A 26,842-nucleotide genomic window follows, 5' to 3' on the forward strand; every position below is an offset into this window, starting at 1 on the left:
GCCCGGCCTATTGCGGACCCTTGCGGGCGTACTTGAACAGCAGGAAGATGTCCGCTGCGCCAAGCAGCAGGTACATGCCCACCAGTGCCGCCAGGGAGAAGCCCACCTGCGTCGTGGTCACGGCGGGCGAGACGCCCTCGGACGTGCGCATCAGGCCGTAGACAACCCATGGCTGGCGGCCAACCTCCGCCACTATCCAGCCGAACTGGTGGGCGAGGTAGGGCAGCGGAATGGTCCATACCAGCGCCTTGAGCAGCATGGGGTAGTCCGTCAGGCGGTTGCGTACCAGCCATGCAAGGCCGGCAAGGACGATGAACAAGGTGCCAAGACCGACCATGGCGCGGAAGGAGAGGAACGTCAGCATGACGGGAGGCCGCTGGTCCTTGGGGAAGTCCTTCAGGCCCTGCACGGTGGCGGAGGGGTCGTTGAAGGCCAGCAGGGACAGCAGGCCCGGAATGGGGAACGCTTCAATGAGGTTCTCCTCATTCTTTTCATCGGGAATCTGCAGCAGGTACATGGGCGCGTAGTCTGTGGTCTCCCAGTGCGCTTCCATGGCGGCCAGCTTGGCGGGCTGCACCTGGGCCACCTCGTTGCCGTGCATGTGGCCCTCAAAGGCGGTGAACAGCGAGAAGATGAGCGCTGCGTAGATGCCAACGCGCATGGACTTCTGGAAGAAATCCGTGTGCGAGCCGCGCAGCAAATGCCATGCGCTGATGCCCATGATAAAGAAGCCCGCGACGATGAGCGATGCCGGAATGACGTGGAAGAACTGCATCCACCCAAAGGGGTTGGTGATAACGTCAAGGAAGTTGGCGAGTTCCGCGCGGCCGTTTTGCAGCGTGTAGCCGACGGGGTTCTGCATAAAGCCGTTGGCCAGCAGAATCCACAGGCCTGAAAGATTGGAGGCGATGGCCACAATCCAGATGGCGGCACAGTGCATCTTGGGCGAGAGCTTGTCCCAGCCAAAGACCCACACCGCAATGAACGTGGACTCAAGGAAGAACGCCACCGTGGCCTCAATAGCCAGCAGCGAACCGAAAATGTCGCCCACATAGGCGGAGTAGCGGGACCAGTTGGTGCCGAACTGGAATTCCAGCGTAATGCCGGTGACGACGCCGAGGGCAAAGTTGATGAGGAACAGCTTGCCCCAGAACTTCGCCATTTTCTTGTACGTCTCGTTGCCGGAGGTGACGTACTTGGTTTCCATCACGGCGACGAGGATGGAAAGCCCCAGCGTCAGCGGGACGAAAATGAAGTGAAACATGGTCGCGGCAGCGAACTGGAGCCGCGAGAGGAACAAAGCATCCATTGTGTGCCCCCTTGGTCGGTGGTTTCCTGCGCCGGTTCAAGAAGCGCCGGAGGTCCGGAGACCCCCGGCGCGTGCGAGACGGATTTAGTCGGCCAGTTTGGCTTTGAGCGCCTTGCCGACGGCGCGGCCCAGTTCAAGGCATTCCTCAAGGGATTCCTTGGCGGGGACGTGCTTGGTCTTCACCGGGTCCACAACTTCAAAGCTCATGGACTCCAGCCATTCGGTGATGGTCTTGACGCATTCGCCGCTCCAGCCGAAGGAGCCGAACGCCGCGCCCACCTTGTTCTGCGGGCGCAGGCCCTTCATGTAGGTGAGCATGTCGGCCACCAGCGGCAGGATGCCGTTGTTGTGCGTGGGGGAGCCCATCAGCACAGCGCCGGACTTGAAGACCTCGGTCATCACTTCGGAGTGGTGGTAGCTCTTCAGGTGCATCAGGCGCACTTCCACGCCCTCGTCCATGAGGCCGTCGGCGATGGCCTTGGCCATCTTTTCCGTGGAGTGCCACATGGTGTCGTACACGATGACGGCGCGGTTCGTGGGCTTTTGCTCGGCAAACTCGCGGTAGGTCTGCATGGCGAACTCCACGTCCTCTTTGCCGCGGAAGATGGCGCCGTGGTCCGGGGCCACCATGTCCACGTCCAGGTCCAGCTCATGCACGCCGTCGAGGGTTTTTTCCACAACGGGGGAGTAAGGCACAACGATGTTGGCGTAGTACTCCATCATGCGGCGCTTCAGGAACCCGCGGTCCAGCTGGTCCGCGTAGCGCTCGGAGGAGGCAATGTTCTGGCCGAAGGCATCGTTGGTGATGAGCAGCTTGTCCTCGGGGATGTAGGACAGCATGGAGTCGGGCCAATGCAGCATGCGGGTTTCCACAAACTGCACGGTGCGCTGACCAAGGGAGATGGACGAGCCGGTCTTCATGGCTTCAATGGGCCAGCCTTCGGGGTGGAAGTGGGCCTCAATGGCACGCTTGCCCATGGGGGAGCAGAAGATTTTTTCGGGCTTGGCCAGCTCGACGAGGTCGGCAAGCAGGCCGCCGTGGTCGGGCTCCAGATGGTTGGCCACGATGTAGTCGATGTCTTCAATGTTCACGACCTGCGCGAGGGTGGCGAGGAATTCGTCGCGGAATTCGGGCTTCACCGTGTCGAACAGGGTGATTTTTTCGTCTTTGACGAGGTAGGCGTTGTACGTGGTGCCGTGACGGGCAATGGAATAGCCGTGAAAGTCAATGCCGTTCCAATCAACGCAGCCAACCCAGTAGATGTCTTTTTTGATTTCAACCGGTCTCATGATTGTTCTGTCCGTTTCGTTTGTGAGTCTGTGTTTCGCCGCGTGCGCGGCGTCTTCCCTGCGGCCCGGTTTCTCTCTCGCGGGCCTTCCGGGCGTGACGGACTCTGCCGCCCCGCCGGGAAGGCCCCCGGCAAGCGGGGGCCATGGATGCTATTCTTTTTCGAAGTCTTCCTTGCCTGCGCCGCAGATGGGGCAGACCCAGTCATCGGGGAGGTCTTCAAAGGCGGTGCCGGGGGCGATGTTGCTATCGGGATCGCCTTCGGCGGGGTCGTACACATAGCCGCACAGGGTGCAAACATACTTGGCCATGAGGGAAATCTCCTTTTGCCGCTGGGGGCTTAGCTCTCGGCCTTCCACAGGCCGTGCAGGTTGCAGTATTCGCGGGCCGTCACGGAGCTGGCGGAAATACAGAAGGTGGCTTCGGGTGCGTCACCGGGCTTCAGGAACTGGCGGTAGGCTTTGCCGTCCGCGATGAGTTCAATCCACTCGATGTAGTGCTTTTCTTCCATGGGGTGGGCCACATCGCCAACCTTCACTTTATAGCCGTCGGCTGTCTTTTCAATGACAGGCACGTGCTTTTCTTTGGCGGCATCCACGGTGTTTTCAGCGAACTTCTTCATGGGCTCGCCACAGCAGACCAGTTCGCCTGCGCCACCATGCAGCACTTCCACAATGTTTCCACATGCTTCACATTTGTAGACTTCTAATACTTCGGGCATGGTTTCCTCCTGTCTTTTCATTGCAGGTGATTCGCAGTTGGTATTAGGAACCATTAGCGATTAAGATGGCCTTTGACAAGGGGTTTGGGCAGGAATTTTCCAAATTCCTTCGTGATGGCAGGGCATTCCAAATGCGCGCGGTGCGGTGAGGTGCGGCGCTGACTGTGGTGCGCCGTGTTGTGATGTGTTGGCATTGAAATCCCATCATCCCCCTAGGAGTTGGAAGGTAGTCTGCCACAATCTGGGCATTTTTCAAATGCCGAAGAGATGGAACGCCTCGGAAAAAGAGGAAAACCGTCTCTTTAAGGATTCACCAACACTATATACGCAAAAGGTGGGGCTCTATCAACACGCTTTCCTGACAGGAAATGAACATTTGAAAGGACGGAGAGTCGCACGGGATGCCGTGCAGTACTGCTGGGAGGAACTGTGCGCTACCTACGCAGTTGGGGAAAAGTGCCCGCATGCTGCATGCGCGTGGCGGTGGGGAACCATGGCATGCAGCATGCGGGCGGCTTGGAGAACCGGACTTATTCGCGGAATTTCTCCACCAAAGTGCTCAGCTGCTTTGCCATGCCCGCCACATCCTGAATGGACGCGTTGGCCGTGGATATGCGCTGGGAGATATCCTGCGACAATTCATTGATGCTGGAGACATTGGCGTTGATTTCATCGCTGGTGGAGGATTGTTGATCCGCCGCCGTGGCAATGGAGCGCACCATGTCCGCTATGGAATCGGATTGGGAGACGATGCGCGTCAGCACGGAGCCCGCGTTGGAGGCCAGGGACTGGGTGTGGGTTGCGCGGTCGCGGGTTTGGTCCATGGCGGAGACAGCGTCGTGGGCGCTTTCCTGAATGCCGCGGATGGCGCCGTCCACCTCGCGGGTGGCCTGCATGGTCTTTTCCGCCAGCTTGCGCACTTCGTCCGCCACCACGGCAAATCCGCGCCCGGCCTCGCCCGCGCGGGCGGCCTCTATGGCGGCGTTGAGCGCTAGCAGGTTGGTCTGGTCCGCGATATCATTAATAACGCTCATAACGTGGCCGATGTCCTCGGCGCGTTCGGACAGGCTGCCAAGGCTTTGGGCAAGGCCCTGCGTTGTCTCGGCCATTTGGCGCGTTTCCATGACGGTGTTTTCCACTTCCTGCCCGCCGTCCTTGGCCACGCCGCTGGCAGAGGTTGAGGCCTCGGCGGCGCGCCCGGCGTTTTGGGCAACCTCCAGAACCGTGGCGTTCATTTCCTCCATGGCGGCCGCCACCTGCCCGGTCTGGGCCGAGGTCTGTTCCATGCCGTTCATGAGTTCCTGCATCTGGTGCGCCAGCTGGTCCGCCGAGGCGGTAAGGGCTGTGGCGACCTCGGTGACGTCATCCGCCACGTGGAGCAGGTTCTCGCGCTGGGCGCGGATGCGCTCTTTGTCGGCTTCCTCCTGCGTCAGGTCAATCATGGTGGCGATGGCGCCGACCACGGCGTCGTTGGCGTCCGTGAGGGGCGAAACTTCGTAGTGCAAGGGGTATTGCGCGCCGTCCTGCCCCGTGTAGGTCAGCTGGCCGCTTGCGCTGGCGCCCGAGGCGATAACGCGGCGCGCCACCTGGGCGTGCTCGGGCGGGCACTGGGCAAAGAGTTCAGACATCTTCCGCCCGGCAATGCGCCCCTCGGGCAGGCCGAGGATGCGGCGCATGGGCTCGTTGGTGAAGGTGACGCGTTCGTCCCGGTCCGTGACGATGAGGGGGATGATGATGCCGTGCAGAATGCTTTTGTTGTATTCCAGCTGGTTCTGCACGGTTTGCACCATGACGCGCAGGTTGTCGGACAGCGAGGCGAGTTCGTCGTCGCCGCAGGTGTCGAATTCCGCGTTGTAATCGCCGTCCTTGATGCGGTCGCTGATGTCGGCGATGCAGACCACCTTGGAGATGACCATACGCTTGATGAAGCCAAGAAGCGCCAGCAGCAGGAAGGCCGCCCCCGCGAGGGAGAGGCCGATGGTCATCTTTTCCGCGTTCCACAGGTCCGCAAATTGCGGGCTGACGTCCTGCATGAGCACCATGGACCCGAGGATGGGCTGGGACGCGCCGTGACAGTGGTGACAGCTTGCCTCGTTGGGGATGGAATTGACGGCCACAAAGTAGGGGCGCCCGCCAATGTGCAGCAGTTCGCCCGCTTCCTGCGGGGCTGCAAGGCTGGCGGAGAGCAGGTTCTGGATGTCCTGTTCCGGGCGGATGGTGGCAAGGTCCTTGCGGACGGCCTCTTCATCCGTGGAGTAGGTGATGTTGCCCTTGAAGTTGGTCAGGAAGACGGTGACGTCGCTGTAGCTGTCCGCCACTTTGCGAAGCTGCATCTGCGTGCCCTCGTTGTCGCCGATGGCCATAGGCTCCTCAATGGCGGAGAGCAGGGTGGAGGCGATGCGGGTGGCAGAGTCGTGGATGATGTCCGTGGTGGCGTGGCGGTGCCACGCGGAGTTGGTGACGCCAAGAACGGCAAAGGTGAAGATGGTGATGATGGAGATGGGGACAATGATCTTGAGCCGCAATGATTTGCTGTAGAATCCCATGCCTGCCGACCTCCTTTAATGCGCCCCGCCGTAGAGCATGGGCTTGAAGTTGAACGCGCCGACACGTTCTTCGTTGTGGCAGTGTTCACAGTCCTCAATGCTCAGCGAGCCGTGGATTTGGTCCGGGTCGCCGCCCCATTCCACATGCACGGAGCCGGGGCCGTGGCAGACCTCGCACCCGGCGTGGCCGAGTTCCGGCGTTTGCTCAAAGCTCACGAATCCGCCGGGTTCGCCGTATCCCGTGGTGTGGCAGGCGTAGCAGCCGCGTTCTTCCTCTTCGGTGAGGTCCGACGACATGATTTTGATGCTGTGGGCGGAGGTGGCTTTTTTGGCGTGGCGCATAAAGTTGTCATACTGTTCGGGATGACACTCCGCGCACGCTTTGGAGCCGACGTAGGTCTTCTCCTGTGCGGCCACAGGACGTGTGAACAAGGGTATTAGGGCCACAGACGCAAGAATAAGCGGTGCAACAAGCCGGATTCGCATGGAATTCCCTCCCTCTTAGAGTCCATGTCAGCTGTATTGCGCCTTGGACAACAGATGTCAATATCCCGAGTTGTGGCATGGGTTTGGGTGATACGTTGTAAGGCCTGCCACATTTCGATTTTTGCGTGTGCGTGCTGTAATGGTCTTTTTTTGTACAAGGGCATTGTGCATTCTATTGAGGACATAGGCGCGGCGCGCTGGGCGCAAAAAAAAGACCGGAAAGGCTGAGCCTTTCCGGTCCGTGTGTTCTGGTTGGGAGCGCTGACGCTACTTGGCGTAGCCCACGGCGCGGCGTTCGCGGATACAGGTCACGCGAATCTGGCCGGGGTAGGTGAGGTTCTCCTCAATCTTCTGGGAGATGTCCTTACACAGCAGGTAGGTCTTGTCGTCGTCGATGCGCTCGGAATCGACCATGACGCGGATTTCGCGTCCGGCCTGAATGGCGTAGGCCTTGGACACGCCCTCGAAGCTGGTGGCGATGCCTTCCAGCTCTTCAAGGCGCTTCACGTAGTTTTCCAGCAGCTCTTTACGCGCGCCGGGGCGTGCGCCGGAGAGGCTGTCCGCTGCCTGGACGAGGACGGCCAGCACCGTGGTGGGGGCGGTGTCCTCGTGGTGGGCGGCGATGGAGTGGATGATGTCCTTGCCCTCGCCGTATTTCTTGGCGAGGTCCGCGCCGATGAGGGCGTGGGGACCTTCCACTTCGTGGTCCACGGCTTTGCCGATGTCGTGCAGCAGGCCGGCGCGCTTGGCCTTTTTGGCGTCCAGACCAAGCTCTGCGGCCATGATGCCGCACAGGGAGGCCACTTCCAGAGAGTGCTGGAGCACATTCTGGGAGAAGCTGGTGCGGTACTGGAGCTGGCCCAGCAGACGGACGACATCAGGATGGATGCCGTGCACGCCCACGTCGAAGGTCGCCTGCTCGCCAATTTCGCGGAGCTTGACGTCCATTTCCTGTTCCACTTTCTTCACCACGTCTTCAATGCGGGCCGGATGGATGCGGCCGTCGCTGATGAGGCGTTCCAGTGCCAGCTTGGCGACCTGGCGACGCAAGGGGGAGAAGGCGGAAAGGACGACGGTTTCGGGGGTGTCGTCAATGATGAGGTCCACGCCCGTGGCGGCTTCCAGCGCACGGATGTTGCGGCCTTCGCGGCCGATGATGCGGCCCTTCATATCTTCGCTAGGCAGGGTGACGGCGGCGACGGTCTGCTCGTTGACGAAGTCGCCGGAATACCGCTGGATGGCGGTGGCGAGGATTTCTTTGGCTTTGCGGTCGCCGGTTTCTTTGGCTTCCATCTCAATCTGACGGACGCGCTTGGCGGCCTCGTGCCTCGTCTGGGATTCGATTTCACCCATGAGGCGTTCTTTGGCTTCTTCAGCTGTCAGGCCGGAGATTTCCTCCAGCTTGGTCATCTGCTGTCCTTCCAGTTCCTCGATGTGCTCCTGACGGTTGGTCAGCTTGCGTTCGAGGCGGGAGAGACGCTTTTCCATGGCGACGAGTTCGGATTCCTTGCGGTTGGATTCCTCTACGCGGCGCTCAAGGCGTTCTTCCTTGTCCTGGTTGCGGGATTCACGTTTTTTGAGGTCGCGTTCAACGTCTTTGAACTCGCCCTCCATTTCTTTTTTCAGGCGGAGGATTTCGTCCTGCGCTTGGAGCATGTACTCCTTGCGCTGGGCCTGTCCTTCCTTACGGGCCTCGTCGAGGATGCGGTCGGCGAGGTCCTTGGCGCCAGCCAGCCGCTTCGATGAGATGTAATTGTGCAGGACATAGCCTGCTGAGGCCCCTAATACCGCGCCGACAATTGCGGCGAACAATATTGCCAAACTCATGGCACTCTCCTTTTATGCGCTACGGGTTGCCGCAAACCCGATATACTTCGGCAGGGCTTCTGCTCCTGCCAGCGGCGAGGGGTGAAGAGCGATACATCGGAAGTGAGCGGCCGGAGGCAGCCGCGGCTGGAAGACCCGCAAGGGGCCATGAGGAAAGGCGGGTGAGGCGTGTTAAGGGTTTATCCTGCAAGCGTTCATGCCGGGTTAAGGTATTCTCCCACAACCAAGAATGTATATATCTACCCCGGGGCGCCGTGTTGGGAACTCTTTTGAACCTTGCAAAGCAAGGTGGGTGCTGCTGTACCTGCCGTCAGGCTCCCCGTCTTGCGGGTGTGCACACGGGCAGGCCTTAAAGCTGCTCCCGTTTTAGAAGTGTTGGCTCAAAAATTGTTCCTCAATCACAAACCCCCCAGGGAGATACGCAAGTATGACGCCCGTTAATCAGGTCCCGCCATTATCGATCTTATCGAGAAGATCGGAAAGTTTTCCATCCAGCTCTTCTAGTTTCCGGTTGCTCTGGAGCAGGTCGTCTGCCAGCCCAAGAGCCAGGAATGTCAACAGCTTCTCTTTGCTCAGTCGTCTACCGTGCTGTGTGATTTCCCGGTACCGTTCCTCAAGAAGCTCCTTTGCCTTGAGAACTCGGGTATGGTCAGCCTTTGCCCTGAAGGAAACTTCCAAATCAAGGACAGAAAGAGTGTAACTCGGCATATGTAGATATTCCGCCTATTCAGTCTCTGACTGAAGTTTTTCCAGCAGATTGTCTATCTTGGCGAGGACGTCTCTCTTTCCGGCCCGTTCGCGCTCGAGTTCGTCGCGCAGAGCTCGGTTTTCGCTTTCAAGCTCTCGTTTGCCACCATCGAGCTCCCGCCGAAGACGCCGGTTTTCCTCCTCCAGAACCCGGTTCTTGGCAAGCATGGAATCGATTCGGGCTTCCAACTGGCTCAGTGCATCCATAGGCGAAATTTCTACCCTGTTCAGATAGTAAAATCAAGAAATGTGTTACTTCCTTCTTGGAAGTTCGCGTTGTTTTGCGCGGGTGATGCCTATGGTATTTTCTTTGACGTTTCGCGTAATTACCGAGCCTGCGCCGACAAGTGCGCCTTTGCCGATGGTTACGGGGGCCACGAGGGCGGTGTTGCTGCCGATGAAGGCGTCGTCCTCAATGACGGTTTTGAACTTGTTCACGCCGTCGTAGTTGCAGGTGATGGTGCCTGCGCCGATGTTGGCGCCTGTGCCCACTTCGGTGTCGCCAAGATAGGTCAAATGGCTGGCTTTTGAGCCGGGGCCGAGGGTGGCCTTTTTCATTTCCACAAAGTTGCCGACCTTGGCCTCGTCGCACACCAGCGCGCCGGGGCGCAGGCGGGCGTAGGGGCCGATGTGGCAACGCGCCTGCACGGTGGCTTGTTCAAGGTGAGAAAAGGGCAGCACGGAGGAGTCCTCGCCGATGTGGCTGTCGTGCATCCACACGTTGGAGGCGACGCTTGCGCCTGCGGCGATGGAGCTTTCGCCAAGGATTTCACAGGGGCCGCAGATCTCGCTGCCCGGGGCAACGTTAGCGCGCGGGCCAATGGTTACAGCGTCCGGGCGGCGGATGAGCACGCCTTCGTCCAGCAGGCCGTCCACAATGCGCTTTCGCAGAAGTTCCTCGGAGCGTACAAGCTCGGCTGGGCTGTTCACGCCCAAAAGGTGCGGGTCACTGCCGCCGTTAATGCCCTGTACGGTCAGCCCTTCGGCCACGGCCAGCGCCACAAGGTCGGTGATGTAGAACTCGCCGCTGGCGTTCTTGTTGGTCAGGCGGCTGAGGAGCGGGCCGATGGTCGCGGTGTTCAGCCAGTAGATGCCCGCGTTGATTTCATGCACTTCGCCGCCGTGGTCCTCGGGGCGGAAGTCCTTGGCCTCGATGATGGCGGCAACCGTGCCGTCCGCGCCGCGCGTGACGCGGCCATATGCGCCGGGGTCGTCGAGGGTCAGGGTCAAAAAGGCAATGTCCGCATTCTGGGCGATGGATTCGTCCATGAGGGCGCGCAAGCTGGCGGCGGGAATGAGCGGCGTATCGCCGTTGGCGACCAGCACGGCGTCCAGCCCCGCACCGGAGATGGCGTCCCACGCCTGCTGCACGGCGTGCCCCGTACCCAGCTGCTGCTCCTGCACGATGAACGCGTCCTGCCCAAGGTGCGAGAAAGCCGCGCGCACGTCATCCGCGCCGTGGCCGATAACGGTCCACAGTCCGGATAGGGGCAGGGTGGACAGGGCGCTGTGGACGTACCACAGCATGGGCTCGCCAAGAATGGTGTGCAGAACTTTGGGCGTATTGGAGCGCATTCTGGTGCCCTTTCCGGCGGCGAGGACCAGTGCGCCTGCGTTCACGGTGCGTTGGGACATATGTTTCATTCCTTGGGATTGCTGTGCGTGGTGCATGCGGCGGCCTGCGGCGCGTCCGCCCACAGCCGCTTAGCGTGGCGGCGGCGGTGTTGTCCAGTGTCTGTACCAGTCTTTGATGTCGCCGCGGGGCCGTTCGGGACCGGGGCGAAGGCCTACGGCGCGGGAACGCCCTCCAGCTCAAGGAGGGCGCGCTTGAGGTCCACGCCCGAGGCGTAGCCGCCAAGGCCGCTTGTGCTCAGCACGCGGTGGCAGGGCACCAGTAGTAGCCATGGATTGCGGCCCATGACCTGCCCCACGGCGCGGGCGCTGTTGGGCGAGCCCGCCATGTCCGCAAGTTCCTTGTAGGTGACGGTGTGGCCGTGGGGGACCTCGCGCCGCAGGGTGGCAAGGACGCGGCGGGTGAAGGCCGGGAGCTTGTGCTCGGCAAGGGGCAGGTCCGGCCACGTGACCGAACGGCCCAGAACATAGTTTGCCAGCACGCGCTGCACCGCACTGCCCGCGGCGGACAGCTTGAGCGATGGCGTTGTGGTTTCGCTCCACGACAGGGCGGAGCCTGTGAGCAGCGCGCCGGACCATGTCAGCGTGAGGGCAAGGGGACCGGCGGTGAGGGTTTCCGTTTGTGTTGTCATGCAAACAGTCCTTGTGGGTAGGGGACGTCGTGCTCAAACCACTCCGGCATGGGGCGGTCCGGGGCAAGGGCGCGCCCCTGCCATGTGTCCAGCCGCGCAAGGGCGGTGGTAACGCCGTTCATGGTGGGTCGCTTCATGGCCGCCCATTCGGGCGCGACAAGCTGGCCGGATTCGGGGTCCGAGACAATACGGTGGACCACGATTTCCGGGCGCAGATGCTCAAGGGCGAAGACCACGGCTTCAATGTACTCCCCACGCGAGGGAAGAGGAAAGGGCGAAGTGCGCCACATGTCCTCAAGGGGGGTGCCCGGGCAGATAAAGAGGTTATGGAGCTTGATGCCGTGGATGGGCAGAGCGTTGACGTAGTCCACACTGGCAAGGAAATCGTCCTCGTCCTCGCCGGGCAGGCCCATAATGAGGTGGGCGCAGACCTTGAGTCCGCGCTCTGCCGCGGCGCGGGTGGCGGCGGCAAAGTCCTCGGCGGTGTGCCCGCGGTTGATGCGGACGAGGGTGTCGTTCCGCGCGGTTTGCAGGCCAAGGTCCAGCCAGATTTCCTCAATGGGCTGGTTGGCCAGCAGGTCGAGCTTGGCGTCGTCAAGGCAGTCCGGACGCGTGCCGATGCACAGCCCCGCCAGCTGCGGCAGGGGCGTGATGCGATCCAGAGTGGCGCGCAGGTGCTCTATGGGGCCGTAGGTGTTGGAATAGGACTGTAAATACGCCAGAAAAAGGTGCGCGCTGTATTTGTCGCCCAGTTGGGTGCGCCATTTGTCCCACTGCGCCGCAAGGTCCGCCCCGCTGGCCAAAAGTCCGGTGCCCGCGCCCTTGGCGTCGCAAAAGGCGCACCCGCGTGTGGACAGGCTTCCGTCGCGGTTGGGGCAGGTGAATCCCGCGTCCAGCGGGATTTTATGGACGCGCCCGCCAAAGCGGCGCTTGAGGTAGGCCGAGAGGCCATGGAAACGGTTCATAAATATGTATCCGGGAGAATTTAGTGTGGACCCCTTGCCTGATGACAGTGGTTTGTATACTAACTCAGAGTGACGTTGCGGGCTGGAGCACACCCAGGTTCCAGCCTTCCGAAATTCCACGAATTCATTGACCCAAGAGAGTGTTTATGTCCAGAATCTTGGATACGGTTCTCGGATTTTTCTCCAATGATCTCGCGATAGACTTGGGCACAGCCAATACTTGCGTTTACGTCAAGGGGCAGGGCATTGTGCTGCGCGAACCCTCCGTCGTTGCCGTCAAACAGGACAGCAAGGGCGGCAAGAAGGTTCTCGCCGTCGGGCTCGAAGCCAAGCAGATGCTCGGGCGTACCCCGGCAAACATCGTCGCCATCCGGCCGATGAAAGATGGCGTCATCGCCGATTTCGAGATCACCGAGGCCATGCTGCGGCATTTTATCACCAAAGTGCACAACAGCCGCCGTCTGGTGCGGCCGCGCATCATCATCTGCGTGCCCACGGGCATTACGCAGGTGGAAAAGCGCGCCGTGAAGGAATCCGCCGAAAGCGCGGGTGCACGCGAGGTGTACCTCATTGAGGAACCCATGGCCGCGGCCATTGGCGCGGACCTGCCCATCACCGAGCCCACCTCCAACATGGTTGTGGACATCGGCGGCGGCACCACCGAGGTCGCCGTCATCTCGCTGTCCGGCATCGTCTACTCCAAGTCCGTCCGCGTTGGCGGCGACAAGATGGACGAGGCGATCATGCAGTATGTGAAGCGCAAGTACAACATGCTCATCGGCGAGAGCACGTCCGAGACCATCAAAATTCAGGCGGGCAGCGCCTACCCCTCGTCCCACGAGGTGGAAATGTCGGTCAAGGGCCGGGACCTCGTCTCCGGTATTCCGCAGAATATCACCATCACGTCCGAAGAGGTGCGCAAGGCCATTGCCGAACAGGTGGACGCCATTGTTCAGGCCTGCCGCATCGCCCTTGAGCAGACGCCCCCCGAACTGGCCGCGGATATCGTGGACCGGGGCATTGTGCTCACCGGCGGCGGCGCGCTGCTGAAGGGACTGGACCAGCTCCTGCGGGAGGAGACCGGACTGCCCATCACCGTTGTGGACGATCCGTTGTCGACTGTTGTGCTGGGGTCCGGCCGTGCGCTCGACAATCTGGACGTCCTCAAGGAGGTCACGATCGATTAACCTCCGATCGCGAAAAGGGGCCATCGGTGCCCTGCTCCTTATTCTGTTCCTGTACCTGAGTCTGTTTACGTGGAATCTGCGTACGGGAGGACTGGACGCCATTTCCGGCCACACGGGTCTGGAGTTCGTCGGCTGGGTGCTCAAGCCCGGCCAGTGGACCGTGGACAAGGCCACAACGCTCTGGCGCGACTACGTCTACCTTGTGGACGTGCGCGAAGAGAACGAGCAGCTTCAGACCCGGGTGGGCCAGCTCAAGCTGGAACTGGCAAAAGTGCAAGAAGACGCCGCCGAGGCCCAGCGCCTCAGGCGGCTCATGTCGTTTGCTCCGGTTCCCGGCTGGTCGCGGCAGGGCGTGCGCGTTATTGCGCACCGTCTTGGCCCCGGCGCTGTGCTGGATACCCTCACCGTGGACAAAGGCTCCTCGACGGGCGTGGACCAAAACGACCCCGTCTGCACTGAGGACGGCGTCATGGGCCGCGTCCTGCGCCGCGGGCTGACCACGGCTACCGTCCTCCTCATCACCGACATCAACAGCAAGCTGCCCGTCCTTGGCTCCCAAAGCCGCGTCAGCGGCGTTTTGTGCGGCCGAAGCGACGAAGGCATGCTGGAAGTGCGATACGTGCCGCAGAACGCCCCCCTTGCCGTTGGCGAGGAGCTGTTGACCTCCGGGCTGGCGGGCATCTTCCCCAAGGGATTGCCCGTGGCGCGGGTGGTGGGTGTTGAGCGCTCGGACATTTCGCTGTTTCTGACCGTGCGGGCCAAACCGCTGGTGGACCTGCGCAATGTCGAGGAGGCGCTTATTCTGCATCAGGAGGCCGTTGTCTCCGAATCCGGGCCAAGCAAGGCGAAATAGGAACCCCACATGCATCCGCTCCTTTGGTGGACACTCTTTACCGTTGCGGGAATCTGGCTGCAGCGTCTGGTTCCCGGCGTGGATTTTCTGGCTCCGGGCCTCGTTATCCTTATGCAGGAGCGCGAGGTCCGCGTTGCCGCGTGGCTGACCTGCATCTGGATTCTGGTGCAGGAGGGCACGGGCGGTATGGCCTTTGGGTCCGCGCTGCTCTGGTACGCCGCCCTTGGCGCGCTGTTTTGGGCGGGGCGCTGGCTGTTCGAGTCCACCAACCTTTTGTTCGTCATGCTCATTGGCATCGCCATGGGCGTGTGGCACGTGGGCCTCTTTGAACTGATGGCCCAGTTGCAGGACCTGTCCGTCTCCACTCCCCGCCTCATGACTGAGGGGCTGTTGCAGGCCGGTATTTTCTTCATCGAGTGGGCCTTTGCCTACGCCATCTACAAAAATTGGGTCCGCCATGGCGCCAACGCACTTTGAACCGGAAGGCCAAGCGCCACCGCGTACCGGTCTCATCCTGCTGCAGTGTCTGATATGGGGCCTGTTCTGCCTCTTTGCCCTGCGCTTTTGGTACCTGCAGGTGCACAAGGGCGCCGAGTTCGCCCAGAAGGCGCGCGACAACCAGCTGCGTCAGGAATACCTGCACGCGCCGCGTGGCCTTATCCGCGACCGCAGCGGCACCCTTGTGGCCGTTAACGAACCCGCCTACGCCCTCGGCCTCATCCGCGAGGATGTCCGCGATATTGAGTCCACGCTGGACCAGATTAGCGCGTGGACCGGCGTGGAACGTGCCGACCTCGAAAAGAAATTCAAGAAGGGCCGCCGACGGGTGAAGCCCTTTGAACCGCTCATCCTTGTCCCGGACCTGCCCTTTGAGCAGCTGGCCCGCATTGAGGCCAACGCTCTGTTTTGGCCGGGGCTGGAGATTGTTGTCCGTCCGCGCCGGTTCTATCCGCAGGGCGCGCTGCTCTCGCATGTGCTGGGCTACGTGGCCGAAGCCAACGAGGACGAACTGGAAAAAGACCCGTCTCTGAGCCTTGGCGACAACGTGGGCAAGGGCGGTCTGGAATATATGCTGGAGGACCGCCTGCGCGGCGAGAAGGGCCTTCGTCAGCTTGAGGTGGACGCCACAGGACGTCGGCTGAACCAGCATACCCTGCGTCCGCCGCAGGCGGGCGAGGATCTGACGCTGTCCATTGACCTTGGCCTGCAAAAACGCTGCTCGGACATGCTGGAGGGCAAGGCCGGAGCCATTGTGGTTATGGAGCCGGAATCCGGCGAAGTCCGCGCCTTTGTCAGCCAGCCGAGCTTTGACGCCAACTGGTTTGTGACCGGGCTGTCCAACAAACAGTGGGCCAGCCTGCGCGATAATCCCATGCATCCCCTGCAAAACCGAGTGGTTCAGAGCACCTATCCGCCCGGTTCGGTCTTCAAGCTGGTGGTGGGCGGCGCTGTACTGGCCGAGGGCATCGACCCCAAGGAAGAGGTCTACTGCCCGGGCTTTATGAAGCTCGGCCGCCGCGTGTTCCGCTGCTGGCGCAAATGGGGCCATGGCAAAACAGATTTCATGAAGGGTCTCGTCAAGTCCTGCGACGTCTACTACTACGAGATGGGCAACCGCCTTGGCGTTGACAAGCTTAGCGCCTTCTCCATGGCCTGCGGCTTTGGTGAGAAGACGGGCATCCGCCTGCCCCACGAAAAGTCCGGCCTCATCCCCACGCGGGAATGGAAGCGCCGCCGCTTCGGCGAATCGTGGCAGGGCGGTGAGACGCTGAACATGGCCATCGGGCAGGGCTACACCCTGGTGACGCCTCTGCAGGTGGCGCGTTTTATCGGCGCGTTGCTCAATGGCGGCGACATCCTGCGCCCCAAGCTCATCGCCGGTGGCGAGCCGGAAAAGCTGGGGCACCTGCCCCTGTCCGATGAACACCGCGAGCTGCTGGTCAAGTCCATGGTCGAGACCGTGAACACCGGCACGGCGCGGCGTCTGAAACGCCGCGACGCCGTCATGGGCGGCAAGACCGGCACCGCGCAGGTGGTGCGCCTCAAGCTCAAAAAGGGCGACAAGCGCCGCAAGCTGGAGGAAATGCCCTACGAGGAACGCGACCACGCATGGCTGGCGGCCTTTGGCGAAAAGGACGGCAAGACCTATGTCGCCGTCTGCATGGTGGAGCATGGCGGACACGGTGGCTCCGCCGCCGGACCAATCCTCAAAAGCGTCTACCAATACCTTTTCGGGAAGAAGAAATGACCCCCATTGACCGCCGCATCCTGCTGCATATCAACTGGTCCCTCTTGGGACTGACGGTTTTGCTGTTCGCCGTGGGCGTGCTGAATCTGTATTCGGCCAGCGGGTTTCGCATGGAGGGCGGGCTGTCCGTCAACCCGTTCTACAAAAAGCAGTTCCTGTGGGGAATGATGGGCTTTGGCGGCATGCTGTTCTTTATGCTGTTCGACTACCGCCACCTCAAGACGCTGGCGTGGCCTATGTTCTGGGTGACGGTGCTTTTGCTGTTGTGCGTGCCCTTTTTCGGCAAAACCATTTACGGCGCGCGCCGCTGGCTGGACCTTGGGTTCTTTAACCTCCAGCCCAGTGAGGTCGCCAAGATTTCCATCCTGCTCATCGGGGCCAAGATTCTGTCCAAAGGCCAGCTGCCCCTTGGGTGGCTGCGGTTGTTTGCCGTCATTGCCGTGGGCATGCTCCCTGCGGGGCTTGTGATACTGCAGCCGGACCTTGGGTCGGGACTGTCTGTCCTGCTCTTGCTGGGCGGCCTTGTGCTGTATCGCGGTGTGGAGATGCGCGTGTTCAAAACACTGGTCATCATGGGGCCAATCCTGATGCCTTTGTCGTGGTTCGTTTTGCACGACTACCAAAAGCAGCGCATTTTGACGTTCCTTAATCCGGGACGCGACCCCCTTGGTGCGGGCTATCATATTATCCAATCGCAGATAGCCATCGGCTCGGGCCGACTGTGGGGCAAGGGGTTTTTGGGCGGCACACAGAGTCAGCTGCGTTTTCTTCCCGAGAAGCATACAGACTTTGCCATCGCCGTTTTTGGCGAGGAATGGGGCTTTATCGGGTGTATTATTCTCCTTTCCCTTTTCTGCCTCTTCCTGTATCAAATTTACCTCACGGCGCATGACGCGAAGGACCGTTTCGGCAGCTTTCTCGCCGCTGGGGTCTTTTTCTATTTTTTCTGGCAGATACTCATCAACATGGGGATGGTGCTTGGCCTGATGCCGGTTGTGGGCATTCCGTTGCCGTTCATCAGTTACGGCGGCAGCGCCACAGTGGTGAATCTGTGCCTCATAGGCCTTGTGTTGAACGTTTCCATGCGCAGGTTCGTGTTCAAGCGCGGATAGCCGCGCGAAAGCCGAACGCGGCCTGCTGTGAACCTTCGTGATCGGGAGCGACTCATGGCGCGCGACGAGATCAATGCCTTTCTTGGCAGCGGGACCACCTACCAGGGGCGCCTGGAGTTCAAAGGTTCCGTCCGTATTGACGGTAAATTCAATGGCGAAGTGGAGTCCGAAGGCACCCTCGTCATCGGAAAGGACGCACGCGTGGAAGGAACCATCCACGTCGGCCAGCTTATCGTAAGCGGCAAAGTGCAGGGAGAAGTGCGCGCCACCGGCAAGGTTGTTTTGCACAAAACGGCCAACGTCGACGGCAGCATGGCCACCCCTGTGCTCATGATGGAAGAAGGTGCGGTAATGGAAGGCAGCATCAGCATGGGCACCAAGAAGGCCGCCCCCAATGCAGAGGCTGGTAAAAACGCCGCCGATGCCCGCCAGACGGGCTCTTCTGCATCCTCCAAACCGTCCCTTGCAGTAACGAAATAGCGCCCGAGAATGTGCTTTTTTTCTCGAGTTGCAGGCGCCTCTGAAAAGCCGCCGCAAAGCCGGTGGTTTATAAAAAAGTTTTGACAGGTCGCTGGAAATTGGCTAAAGGCCGTTTGACTTTGCTCAATAATTCACAACCTCCGAGAGGGCGCGTATGATTGATCTCGATATCACCTTTTTTATTCAGTTTGTGAACTTCGTGGTCACGTTGGTCGTTCTTAACTTTCTTCTCGTCCGTCCCATCCGTGAGATCATCAGAAAGCGTAATGATCGGATGGCCGGATACCTTGAGGACGCCGAAGGCTTCAACGAGACCGCGGAGCAGAAGTTGAAGAACTATTCCGCCGCCCTCGACGAGGCCCGCCGCAACGGCGTGGATATCCGCAGCAACCTCCGCGAAGAGGGTGTTGCCGAGGAGAAGGGCATCATTGAGGCCGCCAACGGCAAAGCCGCCACCGCGCTCAAGGCCGAGCGTGACGCCGTCGCCGCAGAGGTGAAGTCCTGCATGGACGACCTCAAGGCTCAGGTGGATGGCATGGCTGGCAAAGTTGTGGCCAAGGTGCTCGGCTAGTTCCGCGCACAAGGCGAAGCCGTACGGGTTTCGCCTTCTCGTTTTTTGCTTAAGCCAAAGAACCGGATGGAAAGGAGGGTTTCGCGTTGAAAGGGCTCAAACGAATCGTGCCGGCTTTGCTGCTCGTACTGGCAGTGGCATCGGTCGCTTATGCGTCCGAGGCTGGCGGCGCGCACGGGGGGCACGGGCCGAACTGGAAAGACTTCGGACTTCGTGTCGTCAACTTTATCATCTTTGCCGGCATCATCTACAAGTTCGCCGGAAAGAAGATCGCCGAAATCTTCGGTGGCCGCCGCAAACAGATCGAGACCCAGCTGGCCGACTTGGCAGAACGTCGCGAAGATGCCGAGAAAAAGCTGGCTGAGGTCGAGAAGAACATCGCCAACATCGAGCAGGAACGCGAGGCCATCCTGGCCGAGTTCCGTGCGCAGGGCGAAACGCTCAAGGCATCCATCATCGAGGGTGCTAAGGAAAGCGCAGAGAAGATCACCGCCCAGGCCAAGCTCACTGCCGAGCAGGAACGCCGGACCGCCGTTCAGGATGTTCGCGCCGAAGTGGCAGAGCTGGTCGTTGACGCCGCTGAAAGGCTCCTGGCGGAGAAGCTCTCTGCCGATGAGCACAACAAGCTGATCAACGATTCATTAACGAAGGTGGTGCTCAATTGATTGCTGATATCGTAGCACGCAGGTACGCCCGTGCGCTGTTCTCCATAGGACAGCAAAAGGGCGATGCCGAGATCGAGGCATACGGCAAGGACCTGGCCGAATTCGCCTCCGCGATGAAGAACACGCCGGAGCTCGTCAAGATCTTCCGCAACCCCATCTTCACCGTTGAGGAAAAGAAGGCCATCGTGGAGAAGATTCTGTCTAAGCTGGATCCCAATCCTACCGCCAGGAATTTCCTCTTCCTGCTGGCAGACAAGGACCGCCTGTCCATTCTGCCGGAAATCGAAGCCTACTTTGGCGCTCTGCTCGATGAAGCCAAGGGCGTGGTGCGTGGCGAGCTCGTCACCGCCGTCGCACTCGAGGACGCACGGCAGCAGGAAGTCCGCAAGGAACTCGCCGAGCAGCTCGGCAAAGAGCTTGTGCTGGACTTCGATACCAACGCCGACATCCTCGGCGGTGTGGTGCTTAAGGTGGGTGACAAGATTTTGGATGCTAGCTTGCGCGCTCAGCTTCACGGTATGAAAGAACAGATCAAAAGGGGTGAGTAGGGCCATGCAGATCAAAGCTGAAGAAATCAGTAAAATCATTGAGGATTCGATTTCTAATTACGAATCCAAGGTGGAGATGACCGAAACCGGCACGGTTCTCTATGTCGGTGACGGAATCGCCAGAGTCCACGGCGTGGAAAACGCCATGGCCATGGAGCTTCTGGAGTTCCCCGGTGGCCTGATGGGCATGACGCTGAACCTTGAAGAAGACAGTGTGGGTGTGGCCCTTCTCGGCGACGACACCGGCATCAAGGAAGGCGACCCCGTCAAGCGTACCGGCAAGATCTTCTCCGTGCCCGTCGGCGACGCCGTTATGGGCCGCGTTATCGACCCGCTGGGTCAGCCCATCGACGGTCTGGGACCCATCGAGTCCAATGAAATCCGTCCGGTGGAGTTGAAGGCTCCGGGCATCATCGCCCGTAAGTCCGTTCACGAGCCGATGTACACCGGCCTCAAGGCCATTGACGGCATGACCCCCATCGGCCGCGGTCAGCGTGAGCTGATCATTGGCGACCGCCAGACCGGTAAGACCGCTGTCTGCATCGACGCCATCCTGGCCCAGAAGAACTCCGATGTGCATTGCATCTACGTTGCCATCGGCCAGAAGAAGGCTTCCGTGGCCCTCGTTGCCGACGTCCTGCGCAAGCACGGCGCCCTCGAGTACACCACCATCATTTCGGCCACCGCTTCCGAGCCGGCACCGCTCCAGTTCATCGCCGCCTACACCGGCGCGACCATGGGCGAGTACTACCGCAACAACGGCAAGCACTGCCTCATCGTGTACGATGACCTGTCCAAGCAGGCTACCGCGTACCGCCAGATGTCCCTGCTGCTTCGCCGTCCTCCGGGACGTGAGGCCTTCCCCGGTGACGTCTTCTACCTCCACTCCCGTCTGCTGGAACGTGCCGCGAAGGTGAACGACGATCTGGGCGCCGGTTCCATGACCGCCCTGCCCATCATCGAAACCCAGGCCGGTGACGTGTCCGCCTACATCCCGACCAACGTTATCTCCATTACCGACGGTCAGGTGTACCTGGAGCCGAACCTCTTCAACGCTGGTGTCCGTCCGGCCATTAACGTTGGTCTGTCCGTCTCCCGCGTTGGTGGCGCCGCGCAGATCAAGGCCATGAAGCAGGTTGCCGGTACCATGCGTCTGGAAATGGCTCAGTACCGCGAGCTGGCCGCCTTCGCGCAGTTCGGTTCCGACCTCGACAAGGGCACCCAGCAGAAGCTGAACCGTGGCGCCCGTCTGGTGGAACTGCTCAAGCAGCCCCAGTACCAGCCGCAGCCTGTTGAAGAGCAGATTGTGTCCATGTTTATGGCGACCCGTGGCTTCATGGATGATGTCCCTGTTGAGTCTGTTGCAAAGTGCGAGACCGAGCTGCTCGACTTTATGCGCAACTCCAAGGCCGACATCCTTGAGGGCATTAGGACCAAGGAAGTCATCGACGACGAAATCGACGGCAAGCTCCGTGCTGCTATCGAAGAGTTTAAGAAGAACTTTCAGGCTTAATACTTGAGGAGGTCATGACATGCCTTCACTCAAGGATGTCCAACTGAAGATAACCGGGGTCAAGAAGACCAAGCAGATCACGAAGGCCATGAATATGGTGGCCTCGGCGAAGATGCGCAGCGCTCAGGATCGCATTGAGCGCTTCCGCCCCTACGCCGACAAGTTCTACGAGATGCTTGGTGACCTCGCGGCTGGTGTGGATACCGACGCGCATCCGCTCCTTGAAGTCCGCGAAGAAATCAAAACCTCGGCAATCGTCCTGATTACCTCCGACCGCGGCCTGTGTGGCAGCTTCAACACCAACCTCATCAAGAGGGCGCTGAAGCTGGCCGAGCAGAAAGCTGCGGAGGGGAAGACCGTAAAGTTCTATTGCATCGGCAAGAAGGGACGCGACGCTGTCGCCAAGTCCGACTTCGAAATGCCTCTGGGCCTGCCCGATGCCATGAGCCACTACGACTTCACCCTGGCGAATCAGGTCGGAATGCAGGTCATCGACGGCTACCTCTCCGGTGAACTGGACGAAGTGACCGTCGTTTACGGCAAGTTCATTAATATGGTGAAGCAGGATCCGGTGGCGCTGGATATCCTCCCCATCGAGGCCGGCGAGGCCGAAGAGGTGGAAGAGGACTCCGGTGCGGAGTACATCTACGAGCCCGAAGTCGAAGGACTTCTGGCCGAGTTGCTGCCCCGTTTTATCAAGGTCCAGATCTATCGCGGGCTGCTTGACACCTCTGCTTCCGAGCATGCTGCACGCATGACCGCCATGGACAACGCCACAAGGGCTTGCGACGACTTGGTCGACTCCCTCACGCTCGTCTACAACAAGACGCGTCAGGCGGTTATCACCACGGAGCTTATGGATATTGTCAGCGGCGCAGAAGCGCTGAATGGATAAGAAGGGGGCATTATTGCTATGAGTGCTAACGGAAAAATCGTTCAGGTAATCGGCGCCGTTGTTGACGTCGAATTCCCCGCGGGTCAGTTGCCGAATATTCTGACCGCGCTTGAAATCTCAAATCCGAATAACGTCGATGCGCCCGACCTCGTGGTCGAGGTTGCCCAGCACCTCGGCGACAACGTCTGCCGCTGCATCGCCATGGACGCCACCGAAGGCCTCCAGCGTGGCATGGCAGTCGTGAACACCGGCGCACCTATCCAGGTGCCCGTCGGTTCCGGCTCCCTCGGCCGTATCATGAACGTCGTGGGCCGCCCCGTGGACGAAATGGGTGACGTCAAAGCTGACAAGAAGCTCCCCATTCACCGCGCCGCTCCGACTTTCACCGAGCAGAGCACCGACATCGAAGTGCTCGAAACCGGCATCAAGGTCGTCGACCTGCTTATCCCCTTCCCCAAGGGTGGTAAGATGGGCCTCTTCGGCGGCGCCGGTGTTGGCAAGACCGTTATCCTCATGGAGATGATTAACAACATCGCCAAGCAGCACGGTGGTATCTCTGTGTTCGCCGGTGTTGGTGAGCGTACCCGTGAAGGTAACGACCTCTACCACGAAATGAAGGACGCTGGCGTTCTGGAGAAAGCCGCGCTCATCTACGGTCAGATGAACGAACCTCCGGGAGCCCGTGCCCGTGTCGCGCTCACCGCGCTGACCTGTGCGGAATACTTCCGTGATGAAGAAGGCCAGGACGTGCTCCTCTTCATCGACAACATCTTCCGCTTCACCCAGGCCGGTTCCGAGGTGTCCGCACTTCTCGGCCGCATGCCTTCCGCTGTTGGTTACCAGCCCACGCTCGGTACTGACCTCGGTGGCCTGCAGGAACGTATTACCTCGACGGTTAAGGGCTCCATTACCTCCGTCCAGGCCGTTTACGTCCCCGCTGACGACTTGACTGACCCCGCGCCGGCAACGACCTTCTCGCACCTTGACGGTACCCTCGTTCTGTCCCGTCAGATCGCCGAGCTGGGCATCTACCCCGCGGTGGACCCGCTTGACTCCACCTCCCGTATTCTGGACCCCAACGTCCTGGGTGCCGAGCACTATCAGACCGCTCGTGAGGTGCAGGAGATTCTGCAGAAGTACAAGGACCTTGGCGACATCATCGCCATCCTTGGTATGGATGAGCTCTCCGACGAAGACAAGCTCACCGTCGCACGCGCTCGTAAGATCCAGCGCTTCCTCTCTCAGCCTTTCCATGTGGCTGAGGTGTTCACCGGTACCCCCGGCGAATACGTTAAGCTCGAGGACACCATCCGTGGCTTCCGCGAGATTCTCGAGGGCAAGCACGACGACATGAATGAAAACGACTTCTACATGGTCGGTGGCATTGAAATGGCTCTGGAGAAGGCTAAGGCCCGTCAGGCCCAGGGCTAAGTCCTGGTTAACAGGAGGAAGCTATGGCCAAGTCGCTGCATCTTGAGATTGTCACCCCGGACAGACTCGTCCTCAGCCAGGACGTGGAGTACGTGGGAGCCCCCGGTTACGAGGGCGAATTCGGCATCATGCCGAACCACGTGCCGTTTCTGTCCGCACTGAAGATTGGCAATCTGTACTATAAGGAAAACGGCAAGACGTACTACGTCTTCGTCGCTGGAGGCTTCGCAGAAGTCTCCGCTAATAAAGTCACCATCCTCGCTGAAGTGGCCGAAAAAGCCGCTGAAATCGATATCGAGCGCGCCCGCAAGGCACGTGAACGTGCCGAACAGCGCCTCGCACAGCAGCAGGAAAAAATCGACAACGCTCGGGTTCAGGCTGCCCTGGCTCGCGCTCTCGCGCGACTCAATTGCCAGGAACACGCTTCCAGCGCCGGAACCAAAGCGTCCTAAGCGATCGTAACCCATCGCTGTACTGCCCCGAAACAAAGGCGGACCACCTCAAAAGGTGGTCCGCCTTTCGTTTTGCCTCACCAGCCAAGAAGGCGAAAGAATTGTGCCTCCGGCGCCTTGACCTCCTCGGTCGTTCGGCCTGAAGGGATGAAGGGCCTTAGAGATCACGATAGCAGAGCTGTTAGGGAAATACCGTCCTTAACGATCTTTAGGGTTTTTGGAGCGGAAGCCGCTTCAAAAATAGGGTGGTGGTGGGCAACCTGTGCCGCCAGAACCTGTTACCTCTGTTCCCGGACTGAAGCGTTCCCCATGTTCCGGGGTGCACAGGTGAACGTGGGGAGAGGTGGGAGAGTGGGTTCTGTGTGCGTACGGGGGGCTTGTGTGTCGTGGAGCCGCGTGTTCAGAAGGAGAAGGGATAAAACGTTTCCGCCCATGTGTTGGTGATTAAGGCTAATTGTTATGGAGCGCTTGATTGTCGGTCTGAGGCGACTTGTGCTTTGAGGTCGTTCGGCCTGAAAGGCTGTAGAGAGATAAGAAGCAGAGCAGGTTACGGAACGAAGGTGAATTTTCTATACAATCCTTAGGTCTTTTCGAGCGGTAGCTGCTCCAAAAAGAGGAGGGAGGGGGGCGGCTTGTGGTGGGCGCGGGCTGAGGTGGGAGTGTGGCTTCTGTGTCTGCGTACGGGGGCTTGTGTTTTTGGGAAGGTAAGATTTTTCGGTGTTGCCGTAAGAATGGGGAGAGGTGTTGTCGGCCCGGGTGGAGGGATTCGAGGACAGCCTTTCGTTTTCCTCGCTTTGAAGGTGAATGCGTTTTGTGGCGGCCTTCCTCTCCACGTGCCATCGGATTCCTCAGACTTCGTCTCTGCACTGCAGGATACCGCTCTCCAATCCGTACTCCATGCCCCTTTGCCTTCTGTTCTTCCAGTGACAGGGATTCTCACCGCTTAACCACACACCAAGCCCCCCCCAAAAAAACGCTTTATATAACCCCACCGCCCACCTCAGCGCCTCCGCCCCGCATCCCCGCCCCTCGTTCCATCCCATGCCCCGAAAGCCGTCAGGGGTGCCGCCACGCTTGTTCCTGTGGCACGCGTCGTGACCGCACATGGGATTCTTAAGGGCAGCGCCCTTAAGCCTGCGGAGCACATCCCGTTCCGCGCCACCGCACCGCCCACCTCAGCGCCTTCGCCCCGCATCCCCGCCCCCACGTTCCATCCCATGCCCCGAAAGCCGTCAGGGGTTCTGCCACGCTTGTTCCTGTGGCACGCGTCGTGACCGCACATGGGATCCTTAAGGGCAGCGCCCTTAAGCCTGCGGAGCACATCACGTTCCGCGCCATCCCACCGCCCACCTCAGCGCCTCCGCCCCGCATCCCCGCCCCACGTTCCATCTCATGCCCCGAAAGCCGTCAGGGGTGCCGCCACGCTTGTTCCTGTGGCACGCGTCGTGACCGCACATGGGATTCTTAAGGGCAACGCCCTTAAGCCTGCGGAGCACAATTCGCATCGCGCCTCCTCCCCACCATGTCCTGTGGCTCCATCCCAAAAGAAAGCCCCCGACTTTAAGGGGGGTCGGGGGCTTTGGGTGCGGTTTGGTCGGTCCGCACCGGGGGTGAATGAGAGAGTGGTTAGAGGAGTTCCTCTGGGGTCTTGGTCGGCAGGTTGAATGCTTCGCCGACCGCAGGGCAGGTGAGAGCGCCCTGATAAGTGTTGAGTCCCTTCATGAGTGCCGGGTCGTCGCGCAGGGCGTCCATGCCGTTGTCTGCGAGCTTGAGCAGATAGTGGATGGTCTGGTTGGTGAGGGCGAAGGTGGACGTCCTTGGGACGGCGCCGGGCATATTGGTCACGCCGTAGTGTACGACGCCATCGACTTCGTAGATGGGGTCGGCGTGCGTTGTGGGCTTGATAGTCTCGATACAGCCGCCCTGGTCGATGGCAACGTCAACGACGACAGCGCCGGGCTTCATGGTCTTAATCATGTTGGCGGTGACGAGGTTGGGTGCTTTTGCGCCGGGGATGAGTACGGCGCCAATGAGCAGGTCCGCGTAGCGAACGGCGCGGCGGATGTTGTGCTCGGTGGAGGTGGTGGTGATGAGCCGGCCACCGAACACGTCGTCCATGTAGGTGAGGCGATGGTGGTTGATGTCGATGATGGTGACCTGCGCGCCGAGACCGAGGGCCATTTTGGCGGCGTTGGTACCGACGATGCCTGCACCGAGGATAACGACTGCGCCGGGTGTCACGCCGGGAACGCCGCCGATGAGAATACCGCGTCCGCCGTGGGTCTTTTCGAGATAGTGGACGCCGACCTGCGTGGCCATACGTCCTGCAACCTCACTCATGGGCATGAGCAGGGGCAGGGAGCGGTCGGGCAACTGGACGGTCTCGTAGGCGATGGAGGTACAGCCGGACTCCATGAGGGCGGAGGTCAGGGGGCGGTCGGCGGCGAGGTGGAGATAGGTGAACAGAATGAGGTCGTCACGCAGGAGGTGATATTCCTCTTCGATGGGTTCTTTGACTTTGACGACGATGTCGGTGTGCCACGCTTCGTCGCGGGAGACGATGCGTGCGCCTTTGGCGGTGTATTCGTCGTCGGTAATTCCGCTTCCTAGGCCGGCTCCGCGCTCGACGAGCACTTCATGTCCGCGTTTGATGAGGGTCTGGGCGCCACCGGGGGTGAGGGCGACGCGGTTTTCCAGCGTTTTAATCTCTTTGGGCACACCGATAATCATTGGG

General features: G+C 60.3%; 26 protein-coding genes and 1 other RNA gene. 13 read left to right on the forward strand and 14 right to left on the reverse strand.

The genetic code is table 11. From position 1 onward, the window contains the following. Positions 1 to 7 precede the first annotated feature (7 nt). The 13 genes from ACYQ2T_RS10260 to mnmL form a co-directional block, all read right to left on the reverse strand. Positions 8 to 1,309: a cytochrome ubiquinol oxidase subunit I gene (locus tag ACYQ2T_RS10260; protein ID WP_459900370.1), complete on the reverse strand. Its 1,302-nt coding sequence runs from the start codon at positions 1,307 to 1,309 to the stop codon at positions 8 to 10. An 84-nt stretch (positions 1,310 to 1,393) separates the two neighbouring features. Then, positions 1,394 to 2,599, reverse strand: coding sequence for an FprA family A-type flavoprotein (locus tag ACYQ2T_RS10265; protein ID WP_459900372.1), 1,206 nt, complete (start codon positions 2,597 to 2,599; stop codon positions 1,394 to 1,396). Between the two features lie 150 nt (positions 2,600 to 2,749). Beyond that, positions 2,750 to 2,908, reverse strand: coding sequence for a rubredoxin (gene rd / locus ACYQ2T_RS10270; RefSeq protein WP_404843896.1), 159 nt, complete (start codon positions 2,906 to 2,908; stop codon positions 2,750 to 2,752). Between the two features lie 29 nt (positions 2,909 to 2,937). Further along, complete coding sequence (locus ACYQ2T_RS10275; RefSeq protein ID WP_404843895.1) at positions 2,938 to 3,318, reverse strand: desulfoferrodoxin; 381 nt, start codon at positions 3,316 to 3,318, stop codon at positions 2,938 to 2,940. Between the two features lie 530 nt (positions 3,319 to 3,848). Continuing rightward, positions 3,849 to 5,864 carry a methyl-accepting chemotaxis protein gene (locus ACYQ2T_RS10280; protein ID WP_459900374.1) on the reverse strand — a complete coding sequence of 672 codons (2,016 nt, stop codon included), beginning with the start codon at positions 5,862 to 5,864 and terminating at the stop codon, positions 3,849 to 3,851. A 15-nt stretch (positions 5,865 to 5,879) separates the two neighbouring features. Next, positions 5,880 to 6,350: a cytochrome c family protein gene (locus tag ACYQ2T_RS10285; RefSeq protein WP_459900375.1), complete on the reverse strand. Its 471-nt coding sequence runs from the start codon at positions 6,348 to 6,350 to the stop codon at positions 5,880 to 5,882. A gap of 267 nt (positions 6,351 to 6,617) precedes the next feature. Then, entirely contained in the window at positions 6,618 to 8,177 is a 1,560-nt protein-coding gene (gene rny, locus ACYQ2T_RS10290; RefSeq protein WP_404843892.1) for a ribonuclease Y, read from the reverse strand. 237 nt (positions 8,178 to 8,414) lie between these two features. After that, positions 8,415 to 8,596, reverse strand: a non-coding RNA gene (gene ssrS / locus ACYQ2T_RS10295) — 6S RNA. Between the two features lie 22 nt (positions 8,597 to 8,618). Then, positions 8,619 to 8,885, reverse strand: coding sequence for a cell division protein ZapA (gene zapA / locus ACYQ2T_RS10300; RefSeq protein WP_404843891.1), 267 nt, complete (start codon positions 8,883 to 8,885; stop codon positions 8,619 to 8,621). Between the two features lie 15 nt (positions 8,886 to 8,900). After that, positions 8,901 to 9,131: a cell division protein ZapB gene (gene zapB / locus ACYQ2T_RS10305; protein WP_404843890.1), complete on the reverse strand. Its 231-nt coding sequence runs from the start codon at positions 9,129 to 9,131 to the stop codon at positions 8,901 to 8,903. A 45-nt stretch (positions 9,132 to 9,176) separates the two neighbouring features. Further along, on the reverse strand, positions 9,177 to 10,559 hold the full coding sequence (glmU, locus tag ACYQ2T_RS10310; protein ID WP_459900376.1) for a bifunctional UDP-N-acetylglucosamine diphosphorylase/glucosamine-1-phosphate N-acetyltransferase GlmU: 1,383 nt from the start codon (positions 10,557 to 10,559) through the stop codon (positions 9,177 to 9,179). 152 nt (positions 10,560 to 10,711) lie between these two features. Further along, positions 10,712 to 11,188 carry a methylated-DNA--[protein]-cysteine S-methyltransferase gene (locus ACYQ2T_RS10315; protein ID WP_459900378.1) on the reverse strand — a complete coding sequence of 159 codons (477 nt, stop codon included), beginning with the start codon at positions 11,186 to 11,188 and terminating at the stop codon, positions 10,712 to 10,714. Beyond that, positions 11,185 to 12,153, reverse strand: a complete 969-nt coding sequence (gene mnmL, locus ACYQ2T_RS10320) for a tRNA modification radical SAM protein MnmL/YtqA (RefSeq protein WP_459900379.1) — start codon at positions 12,151 to 12,153, stop codon at positions 11,185 to 11,187. The genes ACYQ2T_RS10315 and mnmL overlap by 4 nt, the downstream gene beginning before the upstream one ends. Before the next feature lie 146 nt (positions 12,154 to 12,299). Here mnmL and ACYQ2T_RS10325 point away from each other — a divergent pair, with 146 nt between their 5' ends. From ACYQ2T_RS10325 to ACYQ2T_RS10385, 13 genes are all read left to right on the forward strand, one after another. Further along, on the forward strand, positions 12,300 to 13,340 hold the full coding sequence (locus ACYQ2T_RS10325) for a rod shape-determining protein (protein ID WP_404843886.1): 1,041 nt from the start codon (positions 12,300 to 12,302) through the stop codon (positions 13,338 to 13,340). Next, on the forward strand, positions 13,294 to 14,193 hold the full coding sequence (gene mreC / locus ACYQ2T_RS10330) for a rod shape-determining protein MreC (RefSeq protein ID WP_404843885.1): 900 nt from the start codon (positions 13,294 to 13,296) through the stop codon (positions 14,191 to 14,193). Before ACYQ2T_RS10325 ends, mreC begins: the two co-directional genes overlap by 47 nt. Positions 14,194 to 14,202: 9 nt before the next feature. After that, positions 14,203 to 14,670: a hypothetical protein gene (locus ACYQ2T_RS10335; RefSeq protein ID WP_459900380.1), complete on the forward strand. Its 468-nt coding sequence runs from the start codon at positions 14,203 to 14,205 to the stop codon at positions 14,668 to 14,670. Further along, positions 14,651 to 16,441, forward strand: coding sequence for a penicillin-binding protein 2 (mrdA, locus tag ACYQ2T_RS10340; protein WP_459900381.1), 1,791 nt, complete (start codon positions 14,651 to 14,653; stop codon positions 16,439 to 16,441). Before ACYQ2T_RS10335 ends, mrdA begins: the two co-directional genes overlap by 20 nt. Continuing rightward, entirely contained in the window at positions 16,438 to 17,553 is a 1,116-nt protein-coding gene (gene rodA / locus ACYQ2T_RS10345; protein ID WP_404843882.1) for a rod shape-determining protein RodA, read from the forward strand. The genes mrdA and rodA overlap by 4 nt, the downstream gene beginning before the upstream one ends. A gap of 54 nt (positions 17,554 to 17,607) precedes the next feature. Continuing rightward, positions 17,608 to 18,033 carry a bactofilin family protein gene (locus ACYQ2T_RS10350; protein ID WP_459900383.1) on the forward strand — a complete coding sequence of 142 codons (426 nt, stop codon included), beginning with the start codon at positions 17,608 to 17,610 and terminating at the stop codon, positions 18,031 to 18,033. Between the two features lie 154 nt (positions 18,034 to 18,187). Next, entirely contained in the window at positions 18,188 to 18,604 is a 417-nt protein-coding gene (locus ACYQ2T_RS10355) for a F0F1 ATP synthase subunit B (protein ID WP_459900385.1), read from the forward strand. Between the two features lie 86 nt (positions 18,605 to 18,690). Continuing rightward, positions 18,691 to 19,269 (forward strand): F0F1 ATP synthase subunit B, encoded by a 579-nt coding sequence (atpF, locus tag ACYQ2T_RS10360; RefSeq protein WP_404843879.1) that lies wholly within the window; start codon positions 18,691 to 18,693, stop codon positions 19,267 to 19,269. Then, entirely contained in the window at positions 19,266 to 19,817 is a 552-nt protein-coding gene (locus ACYQ2T_RS10365) for a F0F1 ATP synthase subunit delta (RefSeq protein ID WP_459900386.1), read from the forward strand. Before atpF ends, ACYQ2T_RS10365 begins: the two co-directional genes overlap by 4 nt. A 4-nt stretch (positions 19,818 to 19,821) precedes the next feature. Then, the gene (gene atpA / locus ACYQ2T_RS10370; RefSeq protein ID WP_459900388.1) at positions 19,822 to 21,330 is read left to right on the forward strand and encodes a F0F1 ATP synthase subunit alpha; all 1,509 of its coding nucleotides are present in this window, start codon (positions 19,822 to 19,824) and stop codon (positions 21,328 to 21,330) included. A 19-nt stretch (positions 21,331 to 21,349) separates the two neighbouring features. Continuing rightward, the gene (locus ACYQ2T_RS10375; RefSeq protein WP_404843876.1) at positions 21,350 to 22,225 is read left to right on the forward strand and encodes a F0F1 ATP synthase subunit gamma; all 876 of its coding nucleotides are present in this window, start codon (positions 21,350 to 21,352) and stop codon (positions 22,223 to 22,225) included. Between the two features lie 18 nt (positions 22,226 to 22,243). Further along, positions 22,244 to 23,656: a F0F1 ATP synthase subunit beta gene (gene atpD, locus ACYQ2T_RS10380; protein ID WP_459900390.1), complete on the forward strand. Its 1,413-nt coding sequence runs from the start codon at positions 22,244 to 22,246 to the stop codon at positions 23,654 to 23,656. A 23-nt stretch (positions 23,657 to 23,679) separates the two neighbouring features. Then, the gene (locus ACYQ2T_RS10385; protein WP_404843874.1) at positions 23,680 to 24,108 is read left to right on the forward strand and encodes a F0F1 ATP synthase subunit epsilon; all 429 of its coding nucleotides are present in this window, start codon (positions 23,680 to 23,682) and stop codon (positions 24,106 to 24,108) included. Positions 24,109 to 25,734: 1,626 nt separating this feature from the next. Here the strand turns inward: ACYQ2T_RS10385 and ald are convergent. Beyond that, on the reverse strand, positions 25,735 to 26,838 hold the full coding sequence (ald, locus tag ACYQ2T_RS10390; RefSeq protein ID WP_459900392.1) for an alanine dehydrogenase: 1,104 nt from the start codon (positions 26,836 to 26,838) through the stop codon (positions 25,735 to 25,737). Positions 26,839 to 26,842: the final 4 nt, after the last annotated feature.

Source organism: Desulfobaculum senezii, assembly GCF_054657395.1.